The organism is Bradyrhizobium sp. SK17, assembly GCF_002831585.1.
Lineage (GTDB): Bacteria > Pseudomonadota > Alphaproteobacteria > Rhizobiales > Xanthobacteraceae > Bradyrhizobium.
The window spans coordinates 448,878-469,530 of the sequence record NZ_CP025113.1; the positions used below are offsets into that span (position 1 = coordinate 448,878).

Consider the following 20,653-nt stretch of genomic DNA (forward strand, 5'->3'; position numbering starts at 1 on the left):
GGTTGAAGCGGAGTTTTCATGCAGTCAGGCTTGTTGCGCGCCGCGCGCCTCGGTCAGTTCGGCCGCGCGCCAATTGCGGGAGCTGTCGTCGCCGGCACGCTGGCCGGGGCGGCTCTGGGCGCGGGCCCCTATGCGATTTCGCAGAAGGATCGCGAATTCAGGCCCGCGGAAATCTCGATCAAGCGGGGCGAGGTTTTACGGTTCGTTAACGATGACGGCGAGCTGTTGCATCACGCTTATTTGAGCAGCGATACGTTCAGCTTCGACTCGGGCGACCAGCAGCCGGGCAGCAAGTTCGACGTCACCTTCTCGGTACCCGGCGATTATACCGTGTTGTGCGGCATTCATCCGAAGATGAAACTCGTGGTCCACGTCGCCAAATAGCCCCGCGAGCCGGCGCTGGATCTACAGGACCGAGGTCTTGAACAGCGCCGCATGGCCGAAATAGTAGACGAATAGCGTCACCGACAGCGCGGCGCAGAGTGCGACCGGCGCAAGCCACGGCGCGCGACGATCGCGCGGCAGCACCTTGTTGTCGGCGACGATCGCAAGCAGGACGGCGATGATCGCCGAATGTCCGATCGTGTCGATCTTGCCGAATTCGAAACAGGCGCTGATGAACATCCCCGTCAGCACGGCGGCGGCGCAGCGCCGGATCAGCGGCGTCCAGATCAAGGCAAAGGCGAGTGCGAATTCCACCATGCCGGCGGCGCGCATGTAGAACTCGTTGTCGAAGCCGAGGGTCATCGAGGCATGCTCGATCAGAAGCGGGAAGCTCCATTCCGGGTAGGCCCATTTTTCGACGGAAGCCCACATCAAGGTCACCGCCGCGGCGTACCGCATCACGTCGATCGGCCGAACTCCGAACAGATCCCTGTTCAACCCGACGAGGGCGAAATAGGCGGCGACGCCGAGGAAGATCGGGTAGTCGGCGAGATGGAAGATGCCGTAGTCGCGGATACCGATCCCGAACAGGATCACCATCCCCGCCGCCGACAGCGGCAGCGTGCGCCGCGACAGCATTCCGGCGGCGATGAGAAGTTGCACCGTGGCCACGAACTGCGACGTCGTCTTCAACTCCGGTGTCAGCAGGATGCCGCCCACCGCCCAGATCGAGATGAAGAAGAACGCGCAAACGGCGCGCATCATGTGCTCGGTGTACAGCCGCAGTCCCGCGGTGACGCGATCAAGCGCCCGGATCGTCGCCTCGCCGAGCGACGTGGGCTCGATCAGGCAGCCCGCAAACAGCCAGAACACGGCGGTGCCGAGCAGCAGTTCGAAATCGAGGCAAAGGACATTCTCAAGTCCGCGCGGCTGGCCGGCGACGTCGTAGGCGCAGAACCATTTGACATGCGCCTCGGCATCGCGCGCTGCCACGACGCAGAACAGAACCGCCGCAAGGCATGTGGTAACAAAGGAGCGCACGGCCGAGCCGGCACCTCGCGCCCATTCACTAAACATCGAACCGACCGCCCACACACTTAAGGACTTGTTTAACTTATATCAAATTTTAGCGTTTTGTGCCGGCCCGACAGCTCTTGGTTGTGTCGTGGTTAATGTTGGCGGGCCGGTTCCCGGTGCCGTCCTTCGTGACATCTTTTCAACCGGTTGCTTACAATTTTAGCTAGTTCCGGCAGGGGAGCTCAATTCAACTGTCGTAGTGCAATCCGGACAAATCGGATCGGGAGGCCGGTATCATGTTCGGAGCGTTGAGTATCGTCACTATCGGGGTGGGATCGGCCCTCGCCTACGCGACCAGATCGTACCGATTGCGCGCGGACCTGTTCGAGGCCTGCGCCGGCATCTTCCTGATCGCCGGACTGGGCCTGCTCGGGGCCTCGCTGCCGCACCTCGCCTGACCAGGCTCGCTGCCAACCATTTTGTTTCTGAGCGGCCATATTCGAAGGTCCTGAAGACCTCGGGCTGAGGTCAGCGCGGCAGCTTGGGCACCCCGGGCACCGGCGGGTTCGTGGCGGTCAGCGATTCAAGAAAGGCGACGAGGTCCTTCTTCTCGCCTGCCGTCAGAGACAAGGGCCTGATATCGGGCGAGCGGCTCGGCCGTTCGATCCCGCCCCTGTTGTAGAGATCGATGACATCTTCCAGCGTCGCAACCGATCCATCGTGCATGTAGGGCGCACGGCGCGCGACGTCACGCAATGTCGGGGTCTTGAACGCATATTTCAGCTTTGCCGAGGTCGGAAAGAAGCGGCCGCGTCCAATGTCATTGCCTTTGGCGGTGCCGATATCCTGAAATGATCCATCGGAGAAGGATGGGCCGCTGTGACAGGACGAGCAACGCGCCTTGCCGTTGAACAGCTCAAAGCCGTGCTGGGCCGATGCGCTGATCGCACTGTCGTCGCCCTTGATCCAGCGGTCGAACGGCGCCTCGCCGGCCACGATCGAGCGCTCGAAGGTCGCCAGCGACTGCTCGATCCTCGGACGCGTGATCGCTGCATCCCCGAACGCATGCGTGAACGCGTCGGCATAGCCTGATATCGCCGAGAGGCGCGCGATCAATTCCGCCTCGGTCATGTTCAGGTTCATCGGACTGAGCAGCGGCCCGAACGCGACGGATTCGAGGTCCCTGAACTTGCCGTCCCACCCCAGGGGCTCGAAGAAGGCGACATCGATCAATGTCGGCGAGCGGATCGGCATGCCTTTGGGGTCCTCCCCGATGGCACGCGGAAGTCCGTCACCCCATGACAGGGTCGGATTGTGGCAGGTCGCGCAGGAGCGCGTCTTGGACCGCGACAGCAGCGGATCGAAGAACAGCATCTGCCCAAGCGCCGACTTCGCCTCGGAATAGGGATTGCTGCTCGGGAACGGAATGACGTCCGGCCGGCGATAGCTGGCGCGGATTGTCGCGGGGTCGCGGGGCGCCGGCGCTGGCGCCGTGGTCAGCGCAAGTGACAGCCCGGCCGGCAAAACTGCCGCGAGCAAGGTCAGGCTGACCCAAAGCCTCATCGGTTCCTCAAGCGGTATCCTGCTCGGTGTATGCCGCAGCATGTTCAACGAAGTTTTAACGGTCGATTGCGTGCAACTACGAATGCCGGGCGTCGATCATCGATGATGTCGACGCTTTCGCGCGCAATCCGCGCAACGGCCACGCCTCACAACCTGAAGCGGCCGCGCCGCTACTTCTTCGCCGGGCGCACCGGCGCGGAGAACTGCTCGGTGCGGTCGCGTTCGGTCATGTCGACGACGGTGTCCATCGGCGCCGTCAGCTCGTAGACATAGGAAACGTCGGTGAAATAGCGCTTCGCGGTGCCGCCCAGCGCCTCGGGCGCGACGCGGTCGAGCAGGATCAGGCCGAAGTCGCTGTCGGCCCGCCGTGTCGCCTGGCTGGTGTTGAACTCCTCCCAACGGAAATGGAACACCGCGTCCGCATCGTCGCCCGTGACCTCCCAATTGGCCACGATGTGCGGGTGCTTGCCGACCAACGACAGCCCTTCGTCGGAGTGCGAGGCGAGTTCGAAGAACAGCAGCGACAGCGATTGCGCGGCGCGGGCGCTGACGGTGATGTCGGGCCCGTTCACCGCAATCCGGTCGGCATGCGGGATCGAGCGCGATTCGAACAGGCCCTTCAGCTTCACGCCCTGCCACTGGCTCTCGCTGAGCAGCGTGACCACGTTCGACATCGCGTGGATGCGCCCGATCAACAGCTCGCGGGCGACGTCGATATCGGCGCCGTGCCGCAGCGTGCGGGTCACGATCGACTGGATCACCGCCAGGATGTTCTTGACCCGGTGATTGAGCTCGTCGATCACGGCGGTCAGCCGGCGCTCGAACCCGATCCGGACCTCGATCTCGCGGCTGAGCCGCAGATTGTTGTAGGCGACATAACCGAACAGGCCGCAGACGATGCCGGTCAGCGCAAGCCCGATCGCCGCGACGATGGTCGCGGTCTGCTGCGCACGCACCGTGGCATTGCTCTTGGCATAGTAGTCCAGCGACCAGTCGCGGCCTCCGAACGTGACCGTGCGGACCATCGACGGCATCGGGCCGTCCTGGCGCACCGCGCGCGAGGTGACGATGCCCTGCTCGTTGGCGGTGAACTCGTCGTTGGAGTCGCGCGGATCCTTCAACGCCACCGCGAACAGCGAGCTGTCGTCGTTGGTCAGCATCAGCGCCGACAGTTCATACGAGAAGGTGATGAAGCCGGCCGGCTCGGAGGCGCCTTCCTGGAACACCGGCGCGGCGAGCACGACGCCGACCGGCCCGTTCAACCGCAGCAGCGGCACCGGGTCCGAGGCCACCGGCTTGGCGTTGGCCATCGCCTTCGCCAGCATCGGGCCGACCACCGAGTGACGGTCGAAGGCGCGGCCCGGGATGCTCAGGGTCTCCGGATTGCGCGGCTCGACGTCCATCAGCACGTTGATCGGCTTGTCGAGCGCCTTGAGGTCGAGCGCCTGGTCGTCGAAATCCCGGATCGTCGGATTGGTGAAGCCATTGGCCTTCAGCTCGGCTTCCGCTGCGGCAAGCTCGTTCGGCCTGAGCCGCGCGATCCAGGCGGCGACGACGAAATCGGTCTTGAAGGCGTAGATCGCCGAGCGCAGCGGCTGCAGCATATTGGCCTTGACCATCGACGGCGCCCGGAACAGCCCCGAGGCCACCCGCGCCAGCAGCTCGCGCTCGGTGAGGCGGTCCTGCACCAGGCTGGCATGGACGTCGATCGCCCGCGCCAGCGCGATACCGTCGATCGCGAGCTCCTGATCATGCACCCGGTAGGCGGCAAGACCGGACAGCAGGACGCCGATCAGCGCAATCAAGGCAACGATGAAGCCCAGTCGAACCACTCGCTTACTCGGCAATCAGGGGGTGGCGAAAGGGGACGGAAGGCATCTGGCTTCTGCGGGGGCGGCGACAAATCCGGATGCGACAAACGCCAGCCGCAGACGAATATGGAATAGCGATCATCGGTACGCAACAGGAGCCGGTCGGCAACATTAACGACGACGCCACCCGGCGGTCTTTGGCGGCGCCAAAGGTTGCTAATCGGCAAAGTTGGAATTTGTTCCGCCGATTGCGCAGCTTTTTTGCGGCGGGGTGATCGAGATCGTGAAATCACTTTCGTCAGCGCTCGCGGCACACCCCTCTCCCCACCCTCCCCCGCAAGGGGGGAGGGAGCCTGACCATCGTGCTCACCTTACTTTCACGATGCGCGACGCAACTCCGCGGGCTGGTCACGCGTGAGGGAAGCACTGGCGAGAGGGCTCCCTCCCCCCTTGCGGGGGAGGGTGGGGAGAGGGGTGCCGCTTGCTTCGCTGGAAGACCGGCTCGCGGCCACAATGATTACCTCGCCTTGGCCGCCTTGCCGCCACCCTGCGGCCGAAGACCGCCCTTGGTCTCGATGAAGCCGATGATCCGGTCGAGGCCGTCGCTCTTCTTCAGGTTGGTCATCACGAAAGGCCGCTCGCCGCGCATCCGTCGGGCGTCGGTGTCCATCTTCTCAAGCGACGCACCGACATGGGGCGCCAGGTCGATCTTGTTGATCACCAGGAGGTCGGATCGCGTGATGCCCGGACCGCCCTTGGAGGGGATCTTGTCGCCGGCGGCGACGTCGATGACGTAGATCGTGAGGTCAGCCAATTCCGGCGAGAACGTCGCCGCCAGATTGTCGCCACCGGATTCGATCAGGACCAGGTCGAGGTCGGGGAATTTCGCCCGCATGTCGGCGACCGCGGCGAGGTTCATCGAGGCATCCTCGCGGATCGCGGTGTGCGGGCAGCCGCCGGTCTCGACGCCGGCAATGCGGTCCGGGGTCAGCGAGCCGGAGCGCACCAGAAACTCGGCGTCCCATTTGGTGTAGATGTCGTTGGTGATCGCCGCGATGTCATAACGCTCGCGCATCGTCTTGCAGAGCAGGTCCATCAGCGCCGTCTTGCCGGAGCCGACCGGTCCGCCGATACCGACCCGGAGGGGGCCGTGAGAAGTGGGCATATCAATCCATCCATTGTCGTCCCGGCGAAGGCCGGGACCCATTACCACCGAACTGAATTGTTGAACGAAGCTGGGGCCGCACACTTGCATAACCACGAAGGCCGGTGGCTATGGGTCCCGGCCTTCGCCGGGACGACGGGTGGAGAGATTCGCGCCTCATGACCGGAACAGCCGCGTGTACTGCGTTTCGTGACGCAGGCTGGCGAGATCGGCGCGAAAGGTTGCGCTGCCGAGATCGTCGAGCGAGGCCGCATCGGCCCGCGCAGCGGTTGCGGCAACGACCGGCTCCAGATCGGCCAGCACGCGCTGGCTGTCGGTTTGTCCGAGCGGGATCAGCCGGCTACCGGCGGAAATCCAGTTCGAGACCACGGCATGCAGGAAGGCGTGCAGCGATGGCGCCAGCCGGATGCGATGCGCGGCGCTGACGATGCCGACCGCGACCGGATAGACGATTGGGCCTTCGCAGGCCGCGACCAGGGCGTCGAGGCCGGGCGAATTCCAGGCCGCGCGGGCGATCTCGATGAAGGCGCGGCCCTGCGTCGTGGTCTCGAGCTGCCGCTCGCGCGACGGCACGAACGCCGCGGCGAGTTCGGCAATCTCCTTCAGTCCGGCGTAATCCTGCTCTGTCGCTGCGCGAAAGCTCTGTGCGAGAAACACGGCGTCGCAAAATCCGCTGCCGTCGCTCAGCATCGCAGCAAGCCAGTCCCGCAGCGAGGCAGCGTCAGTGATGTCGCCGGCCTCGACCGCCCATTCGATGCCGCTGGAATAGGCGAACGCCCCGACCGGAAACGACGGCGACAGCCATGTCATCAGCCGGTACAGCGCGGCCGCCTCGCCCTCCGCCATCCCGCCGCGCATCGCGGCGGGATCTGGCTCATTTGTGGTCATGAGCATGGGAGTGATCGTGATGATGATGGGCATGCTCGCAATGCTCATCATGATGATGGTGGTCGTGCCCGTGATCGTGGTGATGTCCGTGATCGTGGGCATGGCTATGGGCATGATCATGCCCGGTGTGACCATGCGCATGCGCATCGGCATGCGCATGCTCGGCATAGGCGCCGCCCTCGGGATCGAACGGCGCCTCGATCTCGATGACCCGGGCGCCGAGCCCCTTCACCATCGCCTCGATCACGTGATCCCGGCGGATGCGCAGGCCCTTCGGCATGATCTGCGTCGGCAGATGACGGTTGCCGAGATGCCAGGCGACCCGGATCAGATGATGCGGATCGCTGCCGCGGATTTCCACGAGCGGCTCGGGAGCCGCGACCACCTCGACGAGGCGGCCGTCCTCCAGCACCAGCGCGTCGCCGCCGCGCAACGCCGTGGCGTTTTCGAGATCGAGCAGGAATTCGAGCCCGCGCGTCCCGGTCATCGCCATCCGCCGCCGGTGCCGGTCGTCGAAATCGAGCACGACGGTGTCGGCCGCGGCGTCTTTCCAGCGATGTTGCCCCAGGACCTTGGTTGCGCGGATCATCGATGCCTCAGAGCTTCTCGACCTTGGCGTCGCTGATGATCTCGATCACCGTCGGCCCGGTCTTCATGTCGGCGGAATATTGTCGCCACACCTTCATGTGTGGGGCCTTGCCATGGGCATTGAGGTCCTCCCGGGTCTCCCAGCGCTCGACCACCACATAGAGGTTGGGATCGTTGACGCTGACATTGCCGTCATAGGAGATGCACCCCTTCTCCTTGCGGGTCTCGACGGTGCAAGCCTTGTGCCCCTTGATGAAGTCGTCCTTGTTTTCCGGCTTCATCGGCGTAGTTGCGATCACGTAGATCATGCTGCTTTTCCCATTCTTGTTGTTGTTTTAGCGGACGTCGACCTTCTCGGGCGTGATCACCTCGATCTTCGGCGGCGCCGCCATGCATTTCACGGCGACCCGGCCGAACGTCTTCATGTGCTCGGCGGTGCGATGCGGCACCAATGCCTCGGCGTTCTCCCACTGCTCGACGAACACCATCTTGCTGTGATCGGTGACGCTCTCGTGCAAATCGTAGGCGATGTTGCCGGGCTCCTTGCGGGTTTCCTTGATGCAGGCCGTCGCCGCAGCGATGAATTCGGCGCGGGTCTCGGGCTTGATGGTCAGCGTGGCAACGACGTAAATCACGGAAATTCCTCCCGGGTTTTTTCTGGCTTGAGTCTTATTCTGACGCGTTTTCTTTCCGCGAGCCGGAAATCCGCTTCGCTCGAAAACGCTCGGTTACCGGGAGCGGTTTTAGAACATAAAATAGCGCTGTGCCATGGGCAGCACCTCGGCCGGCGCGCAGGTCAGGAGCTCGCCGTCTGCGCGTACCTCATAGGTCTCGGGATCGACCTCGATCTCGGGCGTCGCATCGTTGTGGATCATGCTCTTCTTGGAGATCTTGCCGCGGGTGTTCTGCACCGCGTAGAGCTTTTTGCTGATGCCGAGCTTGCGAGCGAGGCCGCCCGTCACCGCGGCCTTCGAGGTGAACACCACGGAGGACGCGGTGAGCGACTTGCCGAAGGCGGCGAACATCGGCTGGTAATGCACCGGCTGCGGCGTCGGGATCGAGGCGTTGGGATCGCCCATCGGCGCCGCCACGATCGAGCCGCCCTTGATGATGCAGTCCGGCTTGACGCCGAAGAAGGCCGGCGACCACAGCACGAGGTCGGCCATCTTGCCCTTCTCGACCGAGCCGATCAGCTTCGACACGCCATGCGAGATCGCTGGATTGATGGTGTATTTGGCGATGTAGCGCTTGACGCGGAAATTGTCGTTGTCGTTGCCTTTGTCCTGCGGCAGCGCGCCGCGCTGCTTCTTCATCTTGTCGGCGGTCTGCCAGGTGCGGATGATGACTTCGCCGAGCCGGCCCATCGCCTGCGAATCCGACGACATCATCGAGAGCGCGCCGAGATCGTGCAGGATGTCCTCGGCGGCGATGGTCTCCTTGCGGATCCGGCTTTCGGCGAAGGCGAGGTCTTCGGCGATCGACGGATCGAGGTGGTGGCACACCATCAGCATGTCCAGATGCTCGTCGATGGTGTTGCGGGTGAACGGCCGGGTCGGGTTGGTCGAGGACGGCAGCACGTTCTTCAAGCCGGCGATCTTGATGATATCAGGCGCGTGGCCGCCACCGGCACCTTCGGTGTGGAAGGCATGGATGGTGCGGCCCTTGAACGCCTTCACCGTATCCTCGACGAAGCCCGACTCGTTCAGCGTGTCCGAATGCAGCATCACCTGGACGTCGTAGTCGTCGGCGACCGACAGGCAGGTGTCGATCGCCGATGGCGTGGTGCCCCAATCCTCGTGCAGCTTCAGCGCGCAGGCGCCGCCCTTGATCATCTCGACCAGCGCCGCCGGACGCGAGGCGTTGCCCTTGCCGGAGATGCCGAGATTGACCGGGAAGGCATCGAACGACTGGATCATCCGCCCCATGTGCCACGGGCCCGGCGTGCAGGTGGTGGCGAAGGTGCCGTGCGACGGGCCGGTGCCGCCGCCGAGCATCGAGGTGACGCCCGCCATCAGCGCATGCTCGATCTGCTGCGGGCAGATGAAATGGATGTGGCTGTCGAAGCCGCCGGCGGTGAGGATCTTGCCCTCGCCCGCGATCACGTCGGTGCCGGGGCCGATGATGATGGTGACGTTGGGCTGGATGTCCGGATTACCGGCCTTGCCGATCGCTGCGATCATGCCCTCCTTGATCGCGACGTCGGCCTTCACGATGCCCCAGTGATCGACGATCAGCGCATTGGTGATGACGGTATCGGCCGCGCCTTGCGCGTTGGTCACCTGCGACTGCCCCATGCCGTCGCGGATCACCTTGCCGCCGCCGAACTTCACCTCCTCGCCATAGGTGGTGAGATCCTTCTCGACCTCGATGATCAGGTCGGTATCGGCAAGCCGCACCTTGTCGCCGGTGGTCGGGCCGAACATGTCGGCATAGACGGAACGCTTGATCTTCACGGACATGTCAGCCCCCAGTTTCAGCTAGCGCAGCCTGCGCGCGCACAATGGTGTCGTCGAAAATGCGATCGAGCCGCGGATTGATCCCCCGGCAACCGACAATGACTTTCTCGGCCCACGCCGCATAATCGGCGAGATCGTCGCGCTCGTCCTTGCTTGGATGCGGCACGATCCGCGCGCCGGTATTGCTGATCTTGTCGGCGATCTTGATCAGCTTTGCGGCGGAGGATTTGTGCGGGGCATCCTCGATCTGGCGTTGGCGCCGCTCGGCTTTCGGCAGGCTCATGTCGTCGGTACACTCGACCACGAGATCGGCAACCCGCCCGCTGAATTTCGTTGCGAGCTCTTCGCGCGTGGTCTCGGTGTCCTCGATGGTGTCGTGCAGCCACCCGGCCGCGACCAGCTCGGCATCAGCGCCGTCGGTCACCTCCGCGAGCAGGTTCGCGACCTCGGCGAGATGATTGATGTAGGGCTCATTGCCGCGCCCCTTGCGCGCCATCCCGTTGTGACGGCGCGCGGCAAGATCGGCGGCTGCGGAGATGAGGCGGATTGCGGGAAGCATCGGGCTAACGCGCCTCCCCAGCCTTCTGCACCCGGGGCTTACCCCTCTCCCCACCCCTCCCCCGACGCAAGTCGGGCCTGCCCGACTTGCGCAAATTTACGATGCGCAACCGGGGTAAACCCCGGTTGCGTTGGGGAGGGAGCCTGACGAGCGTGCACACCTCACTTGGCGTCGTTATCTTCACACCTTGCGTCACGGCTTCTCCTCACCACTGATATCAGATGTAAGGGACGCACCGGCGGAAGGGTTCCCTCCCCCTTGCGGGGGAGGGTTAGGGAGAGGGGTGCCGCTTGCTCCGCTGCTTCCGCAATGCTGAGAGCCACTCCCTCAAGATTCCTCATCACGTCGTCGTTGGTAAAACGAAGCACACGATAGCCGCGCGACTCGAGCCACGCATCCCGCCGCTCATCATGCCGGATGCGCTCCTCAAAATCGTGGCTCTCGCCGTCAAGCTCAACGACGAGCTTGCAGGCATGCGCGACAAAATCGGCGATGTAACTGCCGATCGGCGCCTGACGGCGAAAGTTGAGACCGGCGAGACGATCGGCTTTCAGATGACGCCACAACAAGGTTTCCGCGCGTGTCATCGCACGGCGGAGCTGCTTGGCGCGATCGCGCTGGATGTCGCTTACCTGAGTATGCGGCATACCCCTCTCCCCACCCTCCCCGCAAGGGGGGAGGGAGCCCGACTAGAGTGCTCATCTCACCGTCGACCATTTTCGATAGTCTCACTGCGTCAAAGTGTGATCACAGCTTCCCCTTCACCTCGGCACGGAAGCCGTAAATCACGCGCTTGCCGGCGAGCGCGACGAGCTGGACGTCGCGGGTCTGGCCCGGCTCGAAACGAACCGCGGTGCCGGCGGCGATGTCGAGGCGCATGCCGCGGGCCTTCTTGCGGTCGAATTTCAAGGCCGGGTTGGTCTCGAAGAAGTGGTAGTGCGAGCCGACCTGGATCGGGCGGTCGCCGCCGTTGGCGACCGACAGCGTCACGGTCTTGCGGCCGGCATTGAGCTCGATCTCGCCGTCCTTGATGAAGAGTTCGCCGGGAATCATGTCGCGCTCCTATCGGATCGGCTCGTGCACGGTGACGAGCTTGGTGCCGTCGGGGAATGTCGCCTCGACCTGGATGTCGTGGATCATCTCGGGGATGCCGGTCATCACCTGGTCGCGGGTCAGGACCTTGGCGCCGGCCTGCATCAGCTCGGCGACGGTGCGCCCGTCGCGGGCGCCCTCGACGATGAAATCGGTGATCAGCGCGATCGCTTCCGGATGGTTCAGCTTGACGCCGCGCTCGAGCCGTCGGCGCGCCACCATGGCCGCCATCGAAACCAAGAGCTTGTCCTTTTCGCGGGGAGACAAATTCATGCGAGCACTCTGAAAGCGTTGATAAGGATCAGTTGAGCCATAGCCGCGGCAGCGGCACGGCGGAGGCGCGGCCGAGCACCGCCATCATGTCGGCGCGCAGCCGGGCCGCATCTTGGGCACAGAAGCGCGCCATTGCAAAGCCATTCCAGGCCGAGATGCCGACCTCGCCACTGAGGCTGTTCGACGCCTCACGGATGCGTTCGACCAGAGCCTCGTCGCCCGGCACGATCAGCGCGGTGCCGATCGCACAGCCGCCATTGGCAATCGCGGGCCGTGCCAGCTTCTCGCCGATCTCGCCGTCGAGCCTGACGGTCTCGGCAAACACCAGCCGGCCGCCACGCCGCATCCGCCAACGGTCGACGAACTCGCCATACCGCATGGTCTCGCCCATCGCGGCGCGGCCGAACACCACGATCTCGCAGAGCAGGAGCGAAGCAGCCTCGGCGAGGTCGATGTCGATGCTCCTGACAATGCGGGCGCGGTCGAACAGGATGGTCTCCTGCGGCAGCCAGGAGAGATGCGCGCCGTCGGCGGCCTTGAGGGAGATATCGAGCCGCGCCGCCGCGCCCGGCGCGCGGTAGACTTTTTCGGCCGCCGCCGTGGTCAGTGTCAGGCGGGTGCCCTCGCCGGCCGTGATCGCAACATCGAAGCGGTCACCGCCGGCAATGCCGCCAGCGGTATTGACGAACATGGCCGATAGCCCGTCATCCTCGGGCGACGGGAAGCGGACGCGCAGCGAACCTGACTCGTGAAGATCGCCGCGTCGGGTGGCGCCGTCCTTGCGGTGAACGCCGAACCGGACTGCGCCCTGGGCACGGTTGGCCGCAAACGTCGCCGCTGCCGCGCCTGCGATCCCGCTCCGCATTCCCCCGACGCTCCCTCGCGCGCCATGAAAGGCGGCGTCACATTGTCTTCACAGCGCCATCTGGCGGCTGATCTCGGCGGGATCGAGGCTTGCGCGATCGCAGGCATATTTCACCGCGCCCCGGTCCATCACGGCAAAACTGTCGCCGAGTTCACAGGCAAAGTCGAGATATTGTTCGACCAGCACGATGGCGATGTTGCCGAGGTTGCGCAGATAGGAGATGGCGCGGCCGATATCCTTGATGATCGAGGGCTGGATGCCCTCGGTCGGCTCGTCGAGCAGCAGCAGTTTCGGCCGCATCACCAGCGCGCGACCGATCGCGAGCTGCTGCTGCTGGCCGCCGGAGAGGTCGCCGCCGCGGCGGCCGAGCATGGTCTCCAGCACCGGGAAAAGCGAAAACACGTCATCGGGGATGTTGCGGTCTTCTCGCTTCAAGGGCCGAAGCCGGTCTTCAAATTCTCTTCCACCGTCAGCAGCGGGAAAATCTCGCGGCCCTGCGGCACGAAGCCGATGCCGCGCCGCGCCCGCTCATAGGGCTTCAGCGCGGTGATGTCCTTGCCGTCGAAATTGATCGCGCCGGACGCGATCGGATACTGCCCGACCATGGCGCGCAAGAGCGAGGTCTTGCCGACGCCGTTGCGGCCGAGCACGCAGGTCACCTTGCCGGGCTCGGCGGTGAGCGAGACGCCGCGCAGCGCCTGCGCCGCGCCGTAATAGAGGTTGATATTGTCGATCTTCAGCATCGCCTAGCGCCCCAGATACACTTCGACCACCCGCTCGTTCGACGACACCTGGTCGATCGAGCCTTCGGCGAGCACCGAGCCCTCATGCAGGCAAGTCACCTTGACGCCAAGTTCGCGCACGAAGGTCATGTCATGCTCGACCACCATGATGGTGTGATTCTTGTTGATCTCCTTCAGCAGCTCCGCGGTCAGATGGGTCTCGACGTCGGTCATCCCGGCAACCGGCTCGTCGACCAGCAGTACCTTGGGATCCTGGGCCAGCAGCATGCCGATCTCGAGCCACTGCTTCTGACCATGCGACAGGCTGCCGGCGAGGCGGTTGCGCGCATCGGTCAGGCGGATGGTCTCCAGCACCTTGTCGATCCGCTCGGACTCGGCCCTGCTGCCGCGCCAGAACAACGTGCCGCGCACCGAATGATCGACGTTGAGCGCGAGCAGGAGATTGTCCTGCACGGTCTGGCTCTCGAACACCGTCGGCTTCTGGAACTTGCGGCCAATGCCGAGCTCGGCGATCCGGGTCTCGTCGAGGCGGGTCAGGTCGACGGTGCCATCGAACAGCACGGTGCCCTCGTCCGGCTTGGTCTTGCCGGTGATGATGTCCATCATCGTGGTCTTGCCGGCGCCGTTCGGGCCGATGATGGCGCGCATCTCGCCAGGCGCCAGCGTCAGCGACAGATTGTTGATGGCATGGAAGCCGTCGAACGAGACGTGCACGCCGTCGAGATAGAGCATCGCCGAGGTGGCGCGGGTATCCATCACGTTCATCCGCCTACTCCGCCGGGTTCGGTGCGCCGACGCCGTCTTCGCGCGCAGCGCTGTCAGCGTCGGGAGAGCCGTTCCTCGCCTTCGACGTCTCCCACCAGCTGTTGAAGGTGCCGACGATGCCCTTCGGCAAGAGCAGCGTCACCAGGATGAACAGCGCGCCGAGCATGAACAGCCAATACGGGGCGAGCGGCCCCGAGGTGAAGAACGTCTTGGCGTAGTTGACGACGACGGCGCCGAGCGCGGCGCCGATCAGCGTGCCGCGGCCGCCGACCGCGACCCAGATCACCGCCTCGATCGAATTGCCCGGCGCGAATTCGCTTGGATTGATGATGCCGACCTGCGGCACATAGAGCGCGCCGGCGACGCCGGCCATGCAGGCCGACAGCGTGAACACGAACAGCTTGTAGGACTCGACGCGATAGCCGAGGAAGCGGGTGCGGCTTTCGGCGTCGCGCACCGCGATCAGAACCTTGCCGAGCTTCGAGGTCACGATCGCGCGGCAGATCAGGAACGCGATGATCAGCGCCAGGCAGCTCAGCAGGAACAGCGCGGCACGGGTGCCTTCGGCCTGCACGTTGAAGCCGAGGATGTCCTTGAAGTCGGTCAGGCCGTTGTTGCCGCCGAAGCCGAAATCATTGCGGAAGAACGCCAGCAGCAGCGCGTAGGTCATCGCCTGCGTGATGATCGACAGATAGACGCCGGTGACGCGCGAGCGGAAGGCGAGCCAACCGAAGCAGAAGGCGAGCACGCCCGGCACCAGCAGCACCATCAGCGCCGCGAAGGCGAATTTGTCGAAGCCGTACCAGTACCAGGGCAGCCTGTCCCAGTTCAGGAACACCATGAAGTCGGGCAGGATCGGGTTGCCGTAGACGCCGCGGCTGCCGATCTGCCGCATCAGGTACATGCCCATCGCGTAGCCGCCGAGCGCGAAGAACGCGCCGTGGCCGAGCGAGAGGATGCCGCAATAACCCCAGATCAGATCGATCGAGAGCGCGAGGATGGCGTAGCAGACATATTTGCCCCACAGCGCCACCAGATAGGTCGGCACCTGGAACATCGAGCCCTGCGGCAGCAGCAGGTTCGACAGCGGGATCAGTACGCCGAGCGCGGCGACGATCAGCACGAACGCGGTCGCGGCACGGTCGAGCGAACGGGTGAGGATGTGCGGCGTCATGCTTCCACCGCCCGGCCCTTGAGCGCGAACAGGCCGCGCGGCCGTTTCTGGATGAACAGGATGATCAGCACCAGGATCGCGATCTTGCCGAGCACCGCACCTGCCACCGGCTCGAGGAACTTGTTGGCGATCCCGAGCGTGAAGGCGCCGACCAGGGTGCCCCAGAGATTTCCGACACCGCCGAACACCACGACCATGAAGCTATCGATGATGTAGCTCTGGCCGAGATTCGGGCTGACATTGTCGATCTGCGACAGCGCGACGCCGGCGATGCCGGCGATCCCCGAGCCGAGGCCGAAGGTCAGCGCGTCGACCCGCGAGGTGGCGATGCCCATCGAGGCCGCCATGCGGCGGTTCTGGGTCACCGCGCGCATCTCGAGGCCGAGCGCGGTGTAGCGCAGCATCGCGAGCAGGATGGCGAACACCGCGAGCGTGAAGCAGAGGATCCAGAGCCGGTTATAGGTGATGGTGATCTGGCCGAGCTCGAAGGCGCCGCTCATCCAGGAGGGGTTGCCGACCTCGCGGTTGGTCGGGCCGAATGCGGTGCGGACCGCCTGCTGCAACACCAGCGACAGGCCCCAGGTCGCGAGCAGCGTCTCCAGCGGACGGCCGTAGAGGAAGCGGATGATGGTGCGCTCGATCACGACGCCGATGGCGCCCGCGACCACGAAGGCGAGCGGCACCGCGATCAAGAGCGAATAGTCGAACAGTGCGGGATAGCGGGTGCGGATCACCTCCTGCACCACGAAGGTGGTGTAGGCCCCGAGCATCACCATCTCGCCATGCGCCATGTTGATGACGCCCATCACGCCGAAGGTGATGGCAAGACCGATCGCGGCCAGCAGCAGCACCGAACCGAGCGACAGGCCGTACCAGGCGTTCTGCACCATCGACCACATCGCAAGATTGCTCTGGATCGAGGACACCGCACTTGCGGCTGCTTTGGCCACCAGCGGCGGCTGGTCGCCGAGCCCGGTGAGCAGCGCCAGCGCTTCCTGGTCGCCGCGCGCCTTGATCACGGCAACCGCATCGAGCTTGTCGCTGTCGGATGCATCCGACTTGAACAGGATGATGGCGGCGCGCGCCTCGGCGAAGGCCTGCTTGATCGACTTGACGCTCTCCTTGGCGAGCGCGCTTTCCACCGTCGGCAGCAGGTTTTCCTCGTGGCTCTTGAACACCGACTGTGCCGCGGCGAGCCGCTTGGCCGGATCTGACGACAGCAGCGTCAGGCCGCCGAGCGCGGCTTCCACGGTGCGGCGCAAGCGGTTGTTGAGGCGCACGGCGGCGGCATTGTCCGGCAGCTTGTCGACGGCCGCGCCAGTGGCGGCGTCGATGATCTTGCCGTCGGTCTGCGTGATGAAGACCTTCTTGCTGTCCGGATCGGCCGACAGCCGGCCGTCCTGCAGCGCGCCGATGATGCGCGGAGCCAGCGCGTTGCCCGATGCAGCGACTTCGCCGATCGCGGCCTCGGTGTCGGAGAACTCGTCATTGGCGAATTTGGCGACTGAATCCTCGAACGGGCCAGCCAGCGCCGGCACGACAAGGCAGCTCAGCAGCAGGATCGAGAGAAACAGCGTACGAAAGCGATCAATGCAAATGGCAAACACGTCAGGACCCCGGCAGGAGTGGAGGAGAAGGCGGCGATCAATGCCGCCTTCTCCGGTGTCGGAAGGTTGTGTTGTGTCGTTGTTGAGGTCAGGCGCGCCTTGTTAGGAGCCCTGGCCGCCGCACTTGTTGGTCTTGGTGTTGTAGTTGCCGCACTTCTTGCCGACCCAATCGCCGATCAGGTCCTTGGAGCCCTCGAGCTCCTTCGACCAGGCGTCGCCGGCCACCAGGCCCGGGGTCTTCCAGACCACGTCGAACTGGCCGTTGCCCTTGATCTCGCCGATGAACACCGGCTTGGTGATGTGGTGGTTCGGCAGCATCTTGGCCACGCCGCCGGTCAGGTTCGGCGTCTCGATGCCCGGAAGAGCGTCGATCACCTTGTCCGGATCGGTCGACTTCGCCTTCTCGACCGCCTTCACCCACATGTTGAAGCCGATGTAGTGCGCCTCCATCGGATCGTTGGTCACGCGCTTCGGGTTCTTGGTGTAGGCCTGCCACTCCTTGATGAACTTCTCGTTCGCAGGGGTCTTGATCGACTCGAAGTAGTTCCAGGCGGCGAGATGGCCGACCAGCGGCTTGGTGTCGATGCCGGCGAGCTCTTCTTCGCCGACCGAGAACGCAACCACCGGGATGTCGGTCGCCTTGATGCCCTGGTTGCCGAGCTCCTTGTAGAACGGAACGTTGGCGTCGCCGTTGATGGTCGAGACCACCGCGGTCTTCTTGCCGGCCGAGCCGAACTTCTTGATGTCGGCGACGATCGTCTGCCAGTCGGAGTGACCGAACGGCGTGTAGTTGATCATGATGTCGTCCTGGGCGACGCCCTTCGACTTCAGATAGGCTTCCAGGATCTTGTTGGTGGTGCGCGGATAGACGTAGTCGGTGCCGGCCAGCACCCAGCGCTTCACCTTTTCTTCCTTCATCAGATAGTCGACCGCGGGGATCGCCTGCTGGTTCGGCGCCGCACCCGTGTAGAACACGTTGCGCTCGGACTCCTCGCCCTCATACTGCACCGGATAGAACAGGATGTTGTTCAGCTCCTTGAACACCGGGAGCACGGACTTGCGCGACACCGAGGTCCAGCAGCCGAACACCACAGCAACCTTGTCCTTGGTGATCAGCTCGCGGGCCTTTTCGGCGAACAGCGGCCAGTTCGATGCGGGGTCGACCACGACCGGCTCGAGCTTCTTGCCGAGCACGCCGCCCTTCTTGTTCTGCTCGTCGATCAGGAAAAGGATGGTGTCTTTCAGGGTGGTTTCGCTGATCGCCATGGTGCCCGACAGCGAGTGAAGGATACCAACCTTGATGGTGTCGTCGGCCGCTTGCGCGGGCGCGAAGGACGAGGACGCAGCCAGACCTAAAACCAGGCCGGCCGTCGCCGCGAGCGCGCGGCGGCGGGTCAACGTCGCTATTCCGTGAGTAAGCTGAGTAAGCATGAAATGTCGTCTCCCTGACGCAGGCGTGAACGCTTGCGAAACGGCCGCATGGCCGCCTGCGGTTAAGGGAATCGCAAGAACTGTGCCACGGTGCGTGGGCACCGTAAGCCGATGAACCAGCAGGATAATTTCAAGGGTTCCGGGCAAATACGGAACGCGACTGCCCAATCATTGGGCCGCTTGCTTGACCGCCGAAAGAGCAGTCAGATTAATTTATGAGCAAAATTGACGCGCTGGCTAAATTTCCGGCATCCATTTGAGACAGTTTGCGCGATGGTTCGGCGGACTTCACGCACCAATCCGCCGATTCCACCTTGAAACCGCCCAGTTCCTGGTCCATATGCTGCTGATGCCCGCGAGAGTCGCGGTGCCTTCGCGAGCTGCGTGTTCAAGCTGCCCCAAGCGGCTTCTGGCTCGCCTTTCAGCTAACCCAGCTAGACGCCCCAGACACGCGGGTGTCCCGAATGCCTTCATGCGCTTCCGGCCGATTGTGGCCCGGACGATGACGGCTTTTATGGAAAGAACCACCTTTTGACCTCCTTTCAGGATTTCGGCCTCGCCGATCCCATCGCCCGCGCGCTTCGAGAAGAGAATTATCTCACGCCAACCCCCATCCAGGCCCAAACCATCCCGCTGGCGCTCGCCGGCCGGGATGTCGTCGGTATCGCCCAGACCGGAACCGGCAAGACCGCGTCCTTCGCGCTGCCGATCCTGCACCGGCTGCTCGAGAACCGCATCCGCCCGCAGCCCAAGAGCTGCCGCGTGCTGGTGCTGTCGCCAACCCGCGAACTGTCCGGGCAGATCCTCGACAGCTTCAACACCTATGGCCGCCACATCCGGCTGTCCTCGGCGCTCGCCATCGGCGGCGTGCCAATGGGCCGCCAGGTCCGTGCCGTGATGCAGGGCGTCGAGGTGATGGTCGCCACCCCCGGCCGCCTGCTCGATCTCGTGCAGAGCAACGGCCTGAAGCTCAACCAGGTCGAGTTCCTGGTGCTCGACGAAGCCGACCGCATGCTCGACATGGGTTTCATCAACGATATCCGCAAAATCGTCGCCAAGCTGCCGATCCGGCGCCAGACGCTGTTCTTCTCGGCCACCATGCCCAAGGACATCGCCGAGCTCGCCGAGGCGATGCTGCGCGATCCCGCCCGCGTGGCGGTGACGCCTGTGGCCTCGACGGTCGATCGGATCGCCCAACGCGCGATCCAGGTCGATTTCGCGGCCAAGCCTGCGGTCCTCGCCCAGCTCCTGAAGCAGGAGCCGGTCAACCGCGCCCTGGTCTTCACCCGCACCAAGCATGGCGCCGACAAGGTGGTGAAGAGCCTTGCCAAGGCCGGCATCGAAGCCAATGCGATCCACGGCAACAAGTCGCAGAACCACCGCGAGCGCACGCTGGCGGCGTTCCGTTCCGGCGAGATCCGCACGCTGGTGGCGACCGACATCGCCGCGCGCGGCATCGACGTCGACGGCGTCAGCCATGTCGTGAACTTCGACCTGCCCAACATCCCGGAAACCTACGTCCACCGCATCGGCCGCACCGCGCGCGCCGGCGCCGACGGGGTCGCGATCTCGCTGATCGCCGGCGCCGAGGAGATGGGCTATCTGCGCGACATCGAGCGGCTGATCCGGATTACCGTGCCGCGGGAAGACCGCCGCACGCAGGGTGGCCGCGAGGCGGCTGCACCGGCGCAGGCGACCCACCCGCATCGGGGTGGCCGCTCTGCGCCCCGCGCGCATAATGTCCGTGGGAATGAGGCTGCTCCGGGTGCAAAAGGGCCTCGCCGCCGCCGCCGTCCAGGTGGTAATAAAGGCGCGCCGCAGACGAGCCGGGGCGAGTCGCCGCGTCCGTCGCAGGCCGGCAACAGCGAAGGCATCCAGGGCGTCGCCTTCTTGCATCGCGAGAGCCGGCCGAACCCGCAACACAACCGCAACAACCGACCGAAGCACTAGCCGTCGCTCGATCTGGAGAACCATATGGCTAAGGAAGAGCTGATCCAGTTCGAAGGACTGGTGACCGAAATCCTCCCCGACGCTCGTTACCGGGTGCAACTCGATGCCGGACACGAGATCGTCGCCTACACCGCCGGCAAGATGAAGAAAAACCGCATCAAGACGCTGGCCGGCGACCGCGTCACGATCGAAATGTCGCCCTACGATCTCGAAAAGGGCCGCCTGATCTTCCGCCACAAGGACGAGCGTCCGAGCGGCGCGCCCGGCGGCCCGCCGCGGGGTGGCGCGCAGCGCGGCGGTCAGTTCCGCCGCCGATAGGCAG

22 protein-coding genes and 1 pseudogene are annotated in these 20,653 nt (G+C 64.5%); 4 read left to right on the forward strand and 19 right to left on the reverse strand.

The annotated features are described in order from the left end of the window. The first annotated feature begins 18 nt into the window (after positions 1–18). Entirely contained in the window at positions 19–384 is a 366-nt protein-coding gene (locus tag CWS35_RS02085) for a methylamine utilization protein (protein WP_024581883.1), read from the forward strand. Between the two features lie 21 nt (positions 385–405). On the opposite strand, the gene CWS35_RS02090 is transcribed toward CWS35_RS02085, so the two are convergent. Next, a complete protein-coding gene (locus tag CWS35_RS02090; RefSeq protein WP_100955951.1) occupies positions 406–1,389 on the reverse strand; it encodes a hypothetical protein in 984 nt (327 codons plus the stop codon). Between the two features lie 308 nt (positions 1,390–1,697). Here CWS35_RS02090 and CWS35_RS39405 point away from each other — a divergent pair, with 308 nt between their 5' ends. Further along, positions 1,698–1,859, forward strand: coding sequence for a hypothetical protein (locus tag CWS35_RS39405; protein ID WP_168226255.1), 162 nt, complete (start codon positions 1,698–1,700; stop codon positions 1,857–1,859). Positions 1,860–1,929: 70 nt separating this feature from the next. Here the strand turns inward: CWS35_RS39405 and CWS35_RS02095 are convergent, their stop codons facing one another. From CWS35_RS02095 to urtA, 18 genes and pseudogenes are all read right to left on the reverse strand, one after another. After that, a complete protein-coding gene (locus CWS35_RS02095; RefSeq protein WP_100955953.1) occupies positions 1,930–2,964 on the reverse strand; it encodes a cytochrome-c peroxidase in 1,035 nt (344 codons plus the stop codon). 170 nt (positions 2,965–3,134) lie between these two features. Further along, positions 3,135–4,796, reverse strand: a complete 1,662-nt coding sequence (locus tag CWS35_RS02100) for an HWE histidine kinase domain-containing protein (RefSeq protein WP_024581880.1) — start codon at positions 4,794–4,796, stop codon at positions 3,135–3,137. Positions 4,797–5,292: 496 nt separating this feature from the next. Next, positions 5,293–5,940, reverse strand: a complete 648-nt coding sequence (gene ureG / locus CWS35_RS02105; RefSeq protein WP_024581879.1) for an urease accessory protein UreG — start codon at positions 5,938–5,940, stop codon at positions 5,293–5,295. A 156-nt stretch (positions 5,941–6,096) separates the two neighbouring features. Beyond that, positions 6,097–6,834 carry an urease accessory protein UreF gene (locus CWS35_RS02110; protein WP_100950517.1) on the reverse strand — a complete coding sequence of 246 codons (738 nt, stop codon included), beginning with the start codon at positions 6,832–6,834 and terminating at the stop codon, positions 6,097–6,099. Continuing rightward, on the reverse strand, positions 6,815–7,417 hold the full coding sequence (locus CWS35_RS02115) for an urease accessory protein UreE (protein ID WP_024581877.1): 603 nt from the start codon (positions 7,415–7,417) through the stop codon (positions 6,815–6,817). Before CWS35_RS02115 ends, CWS35_RS02110 begins: the two co-directional genes overlap by 20 nt. 7 nt (positions 7,418–7,424) lie before the next feature. Further along, positions 7,425–7,724 carry a putative quinol monooxygenase gene (locus CWS35_RS02120; RefSeq protein WP_024581876.1) on the reverse strand — a complete coding sequence of 100 codons (300 nt, stop codon included), beginning with the start codon at positions 7,722–7,724 and terminating at the stop codon, positions 7,425–7,427. 27 nt (positions 7,725–7,751) lie between these two features. Next, positions 7,752–8,051, reverse strand: a complete 300-nt coding sequence (locus tag CWS35_RS02125; RefSeq protein WP_024581875.1) for a putative quinol monooxygenase — start codon at positions 8,049–8,051, stop codon at positions 7,752–7,754. A gap of 108 nt (positions 8,052–8,159) precedes the next feature. Further along, positions 8,160–9,875, reverse strand: a complete 1,716-nt coding sequence (gene ureC, locus CWS35_RS02130; RefSeq protein ID WP_100950519.1) for an urease subunit alpha — start codon at positions 9,873–9,875, stop codon at positions 8,160–8,162. A gap of 1 nt (position 9,876) precedes the next feature. Then, positions 9,877–10,431 carry an HD domain-containing protein gene (locus CWS35_RS02135; RefSeq protein ID WP_100950521.1) on the reverse strand — a complete coding sequence of 185 codons (555 nt, stop codon included), beginning with the start codon at positions 10,429–10,431 and terminating at the stop codon, positions 9,877–9,879. Between the two features lie 161 nt (positions 10,432–10,592). Beyond that, positions 10,593–11,078 carry an endonuclease domain-containing protein gene (locus tag CWS35_RS02140; protein ID WP_245438840.1) on the reverse strand — a complete coding sequence of 162 codons (486 nt, stop codon included), beginning with the start codon at positions 11,076–11,078 and terminating at the stop codon, positions 10,593–10,595. A gap of 100 nt (positions 11,079–11,178) precedes the next feature. Beyond that, positions 11,179–11,484 (reverse strand): urease subunit beta, encoded by a 306-nt coding sequence (locus CWS35_RS02145; protein ID WP_024581872.1) that lies wholly within the window; start codon positions 11,482–11,484, stop codon positions 11,179–11,181. 9 nt (positions 11,485–11,493) lie between these two features. Further along, positions 11,494–11,796 carry an urease subunit gamma gene (locus CWS35_RS02150; protein ID WP_021076833.1) on the reverse strand — a complete coding sequence of 101 codons (303 nt, stop codon included), beginning with the start codon at positions 11,794–11,796 and terminating at the stop codon, positions 11,494–11,496. A 28-nt stretch (positions 11,797–11,824) separates the two neighbouring features. Further along, entirely contained in the window at positions 11,825–12,661 is an 837-nt protein-coding gene (locus CWS35_RS02155; protein ID WP_100950523.1) for an urease accessory protein UreD, read from the reverse strand. A gap of 48 nt (positions 12,662–12,709) precedes the next feature. Further along, a pseudogene (gene urtE / locus CWS35_RS02160) lies at positions 12,710–13,404 on the reverse strand (urea ABC transporter ATP-binding subunit UrtE). Between the two features lie 3 nt (positions 13,405–13,407). Further along, entirely contained in the window at positions 13,408–14,169 is a 762-nt protein-coding gene (gene urtD, locus CWS35_RS02165; protein WP_024581869.1) for an urea ABC transporter ATP-binding protein UrtD, read from the reverse strand. A 4-nt stretch (positions 14,170–14,173) separates the two neighbouring features. Then, positions 14,174–15,343, reverse strand: coding sequence for an urea ABC transporter permease subunit UrtC (urtC, locus tag CWS35_RS02170; protein WP_100950525.1), 1,170 nt, complete (start codon positions 15,341–15,343; stop codon positions 14,174–14,176). Then, a complete protein-coding gene (gene urtB / locus CWS35_RS02175; protein WP_100955955.1) occupies positions 15,340–16,935 on the reverse strand; it encodes an urea ABC transporter permease subunit UrtB in 1,596 nt (531 codons plus the stop codon). The genes urtC and urtB overlap by 4 nt, the downstream gene beginning before the upstream one ends. Positions 16,936–17,052: 117 nt before the next feature. After that, the gene (gene urtA, locus CWS35_RS02180; protein WP_024581866.1) at positions 17,053–18,381 is read right to left on the reverse strand and encodes an urea ABC transporter substrate-binding protein; all 1,329 of its coding nucleotides are present in this window, start codon (positions 18,379–18,381) and stop codon (positions 17,053–17,055) included. 531 nt (positions 18,382–18,912) lie between these two features. On the opposite strand from urtA, the gene CWS35_RS02185 reads away from it, so the two are divergent. After that, positions 18,913–20,331: a DEAD/DEAH box helicase gene (locus CWS35_RS02185; protein WP_024581865.1), complete on the forward strand. Its 1,419-nt coding sequence runs from the start codon at positions 18,913–18,915 to the stop codon at positions 20,329–20,331. 24 nt (positions 20,332–20,355) lie between these two features. Continuing rightward, positions 20,356–20,649, forward strand: coding sequence for a translation initiation factor IF-1 (gene infA, locus CWS35_RS02190; RefSeq protein ID WP_016842649.1), 294 nt, complete (start codon positions 20,356–20,358; stop codon positions 20,647–20,649). Positions 20,650–20,653 lie beyond the last annotated feature (4 nt).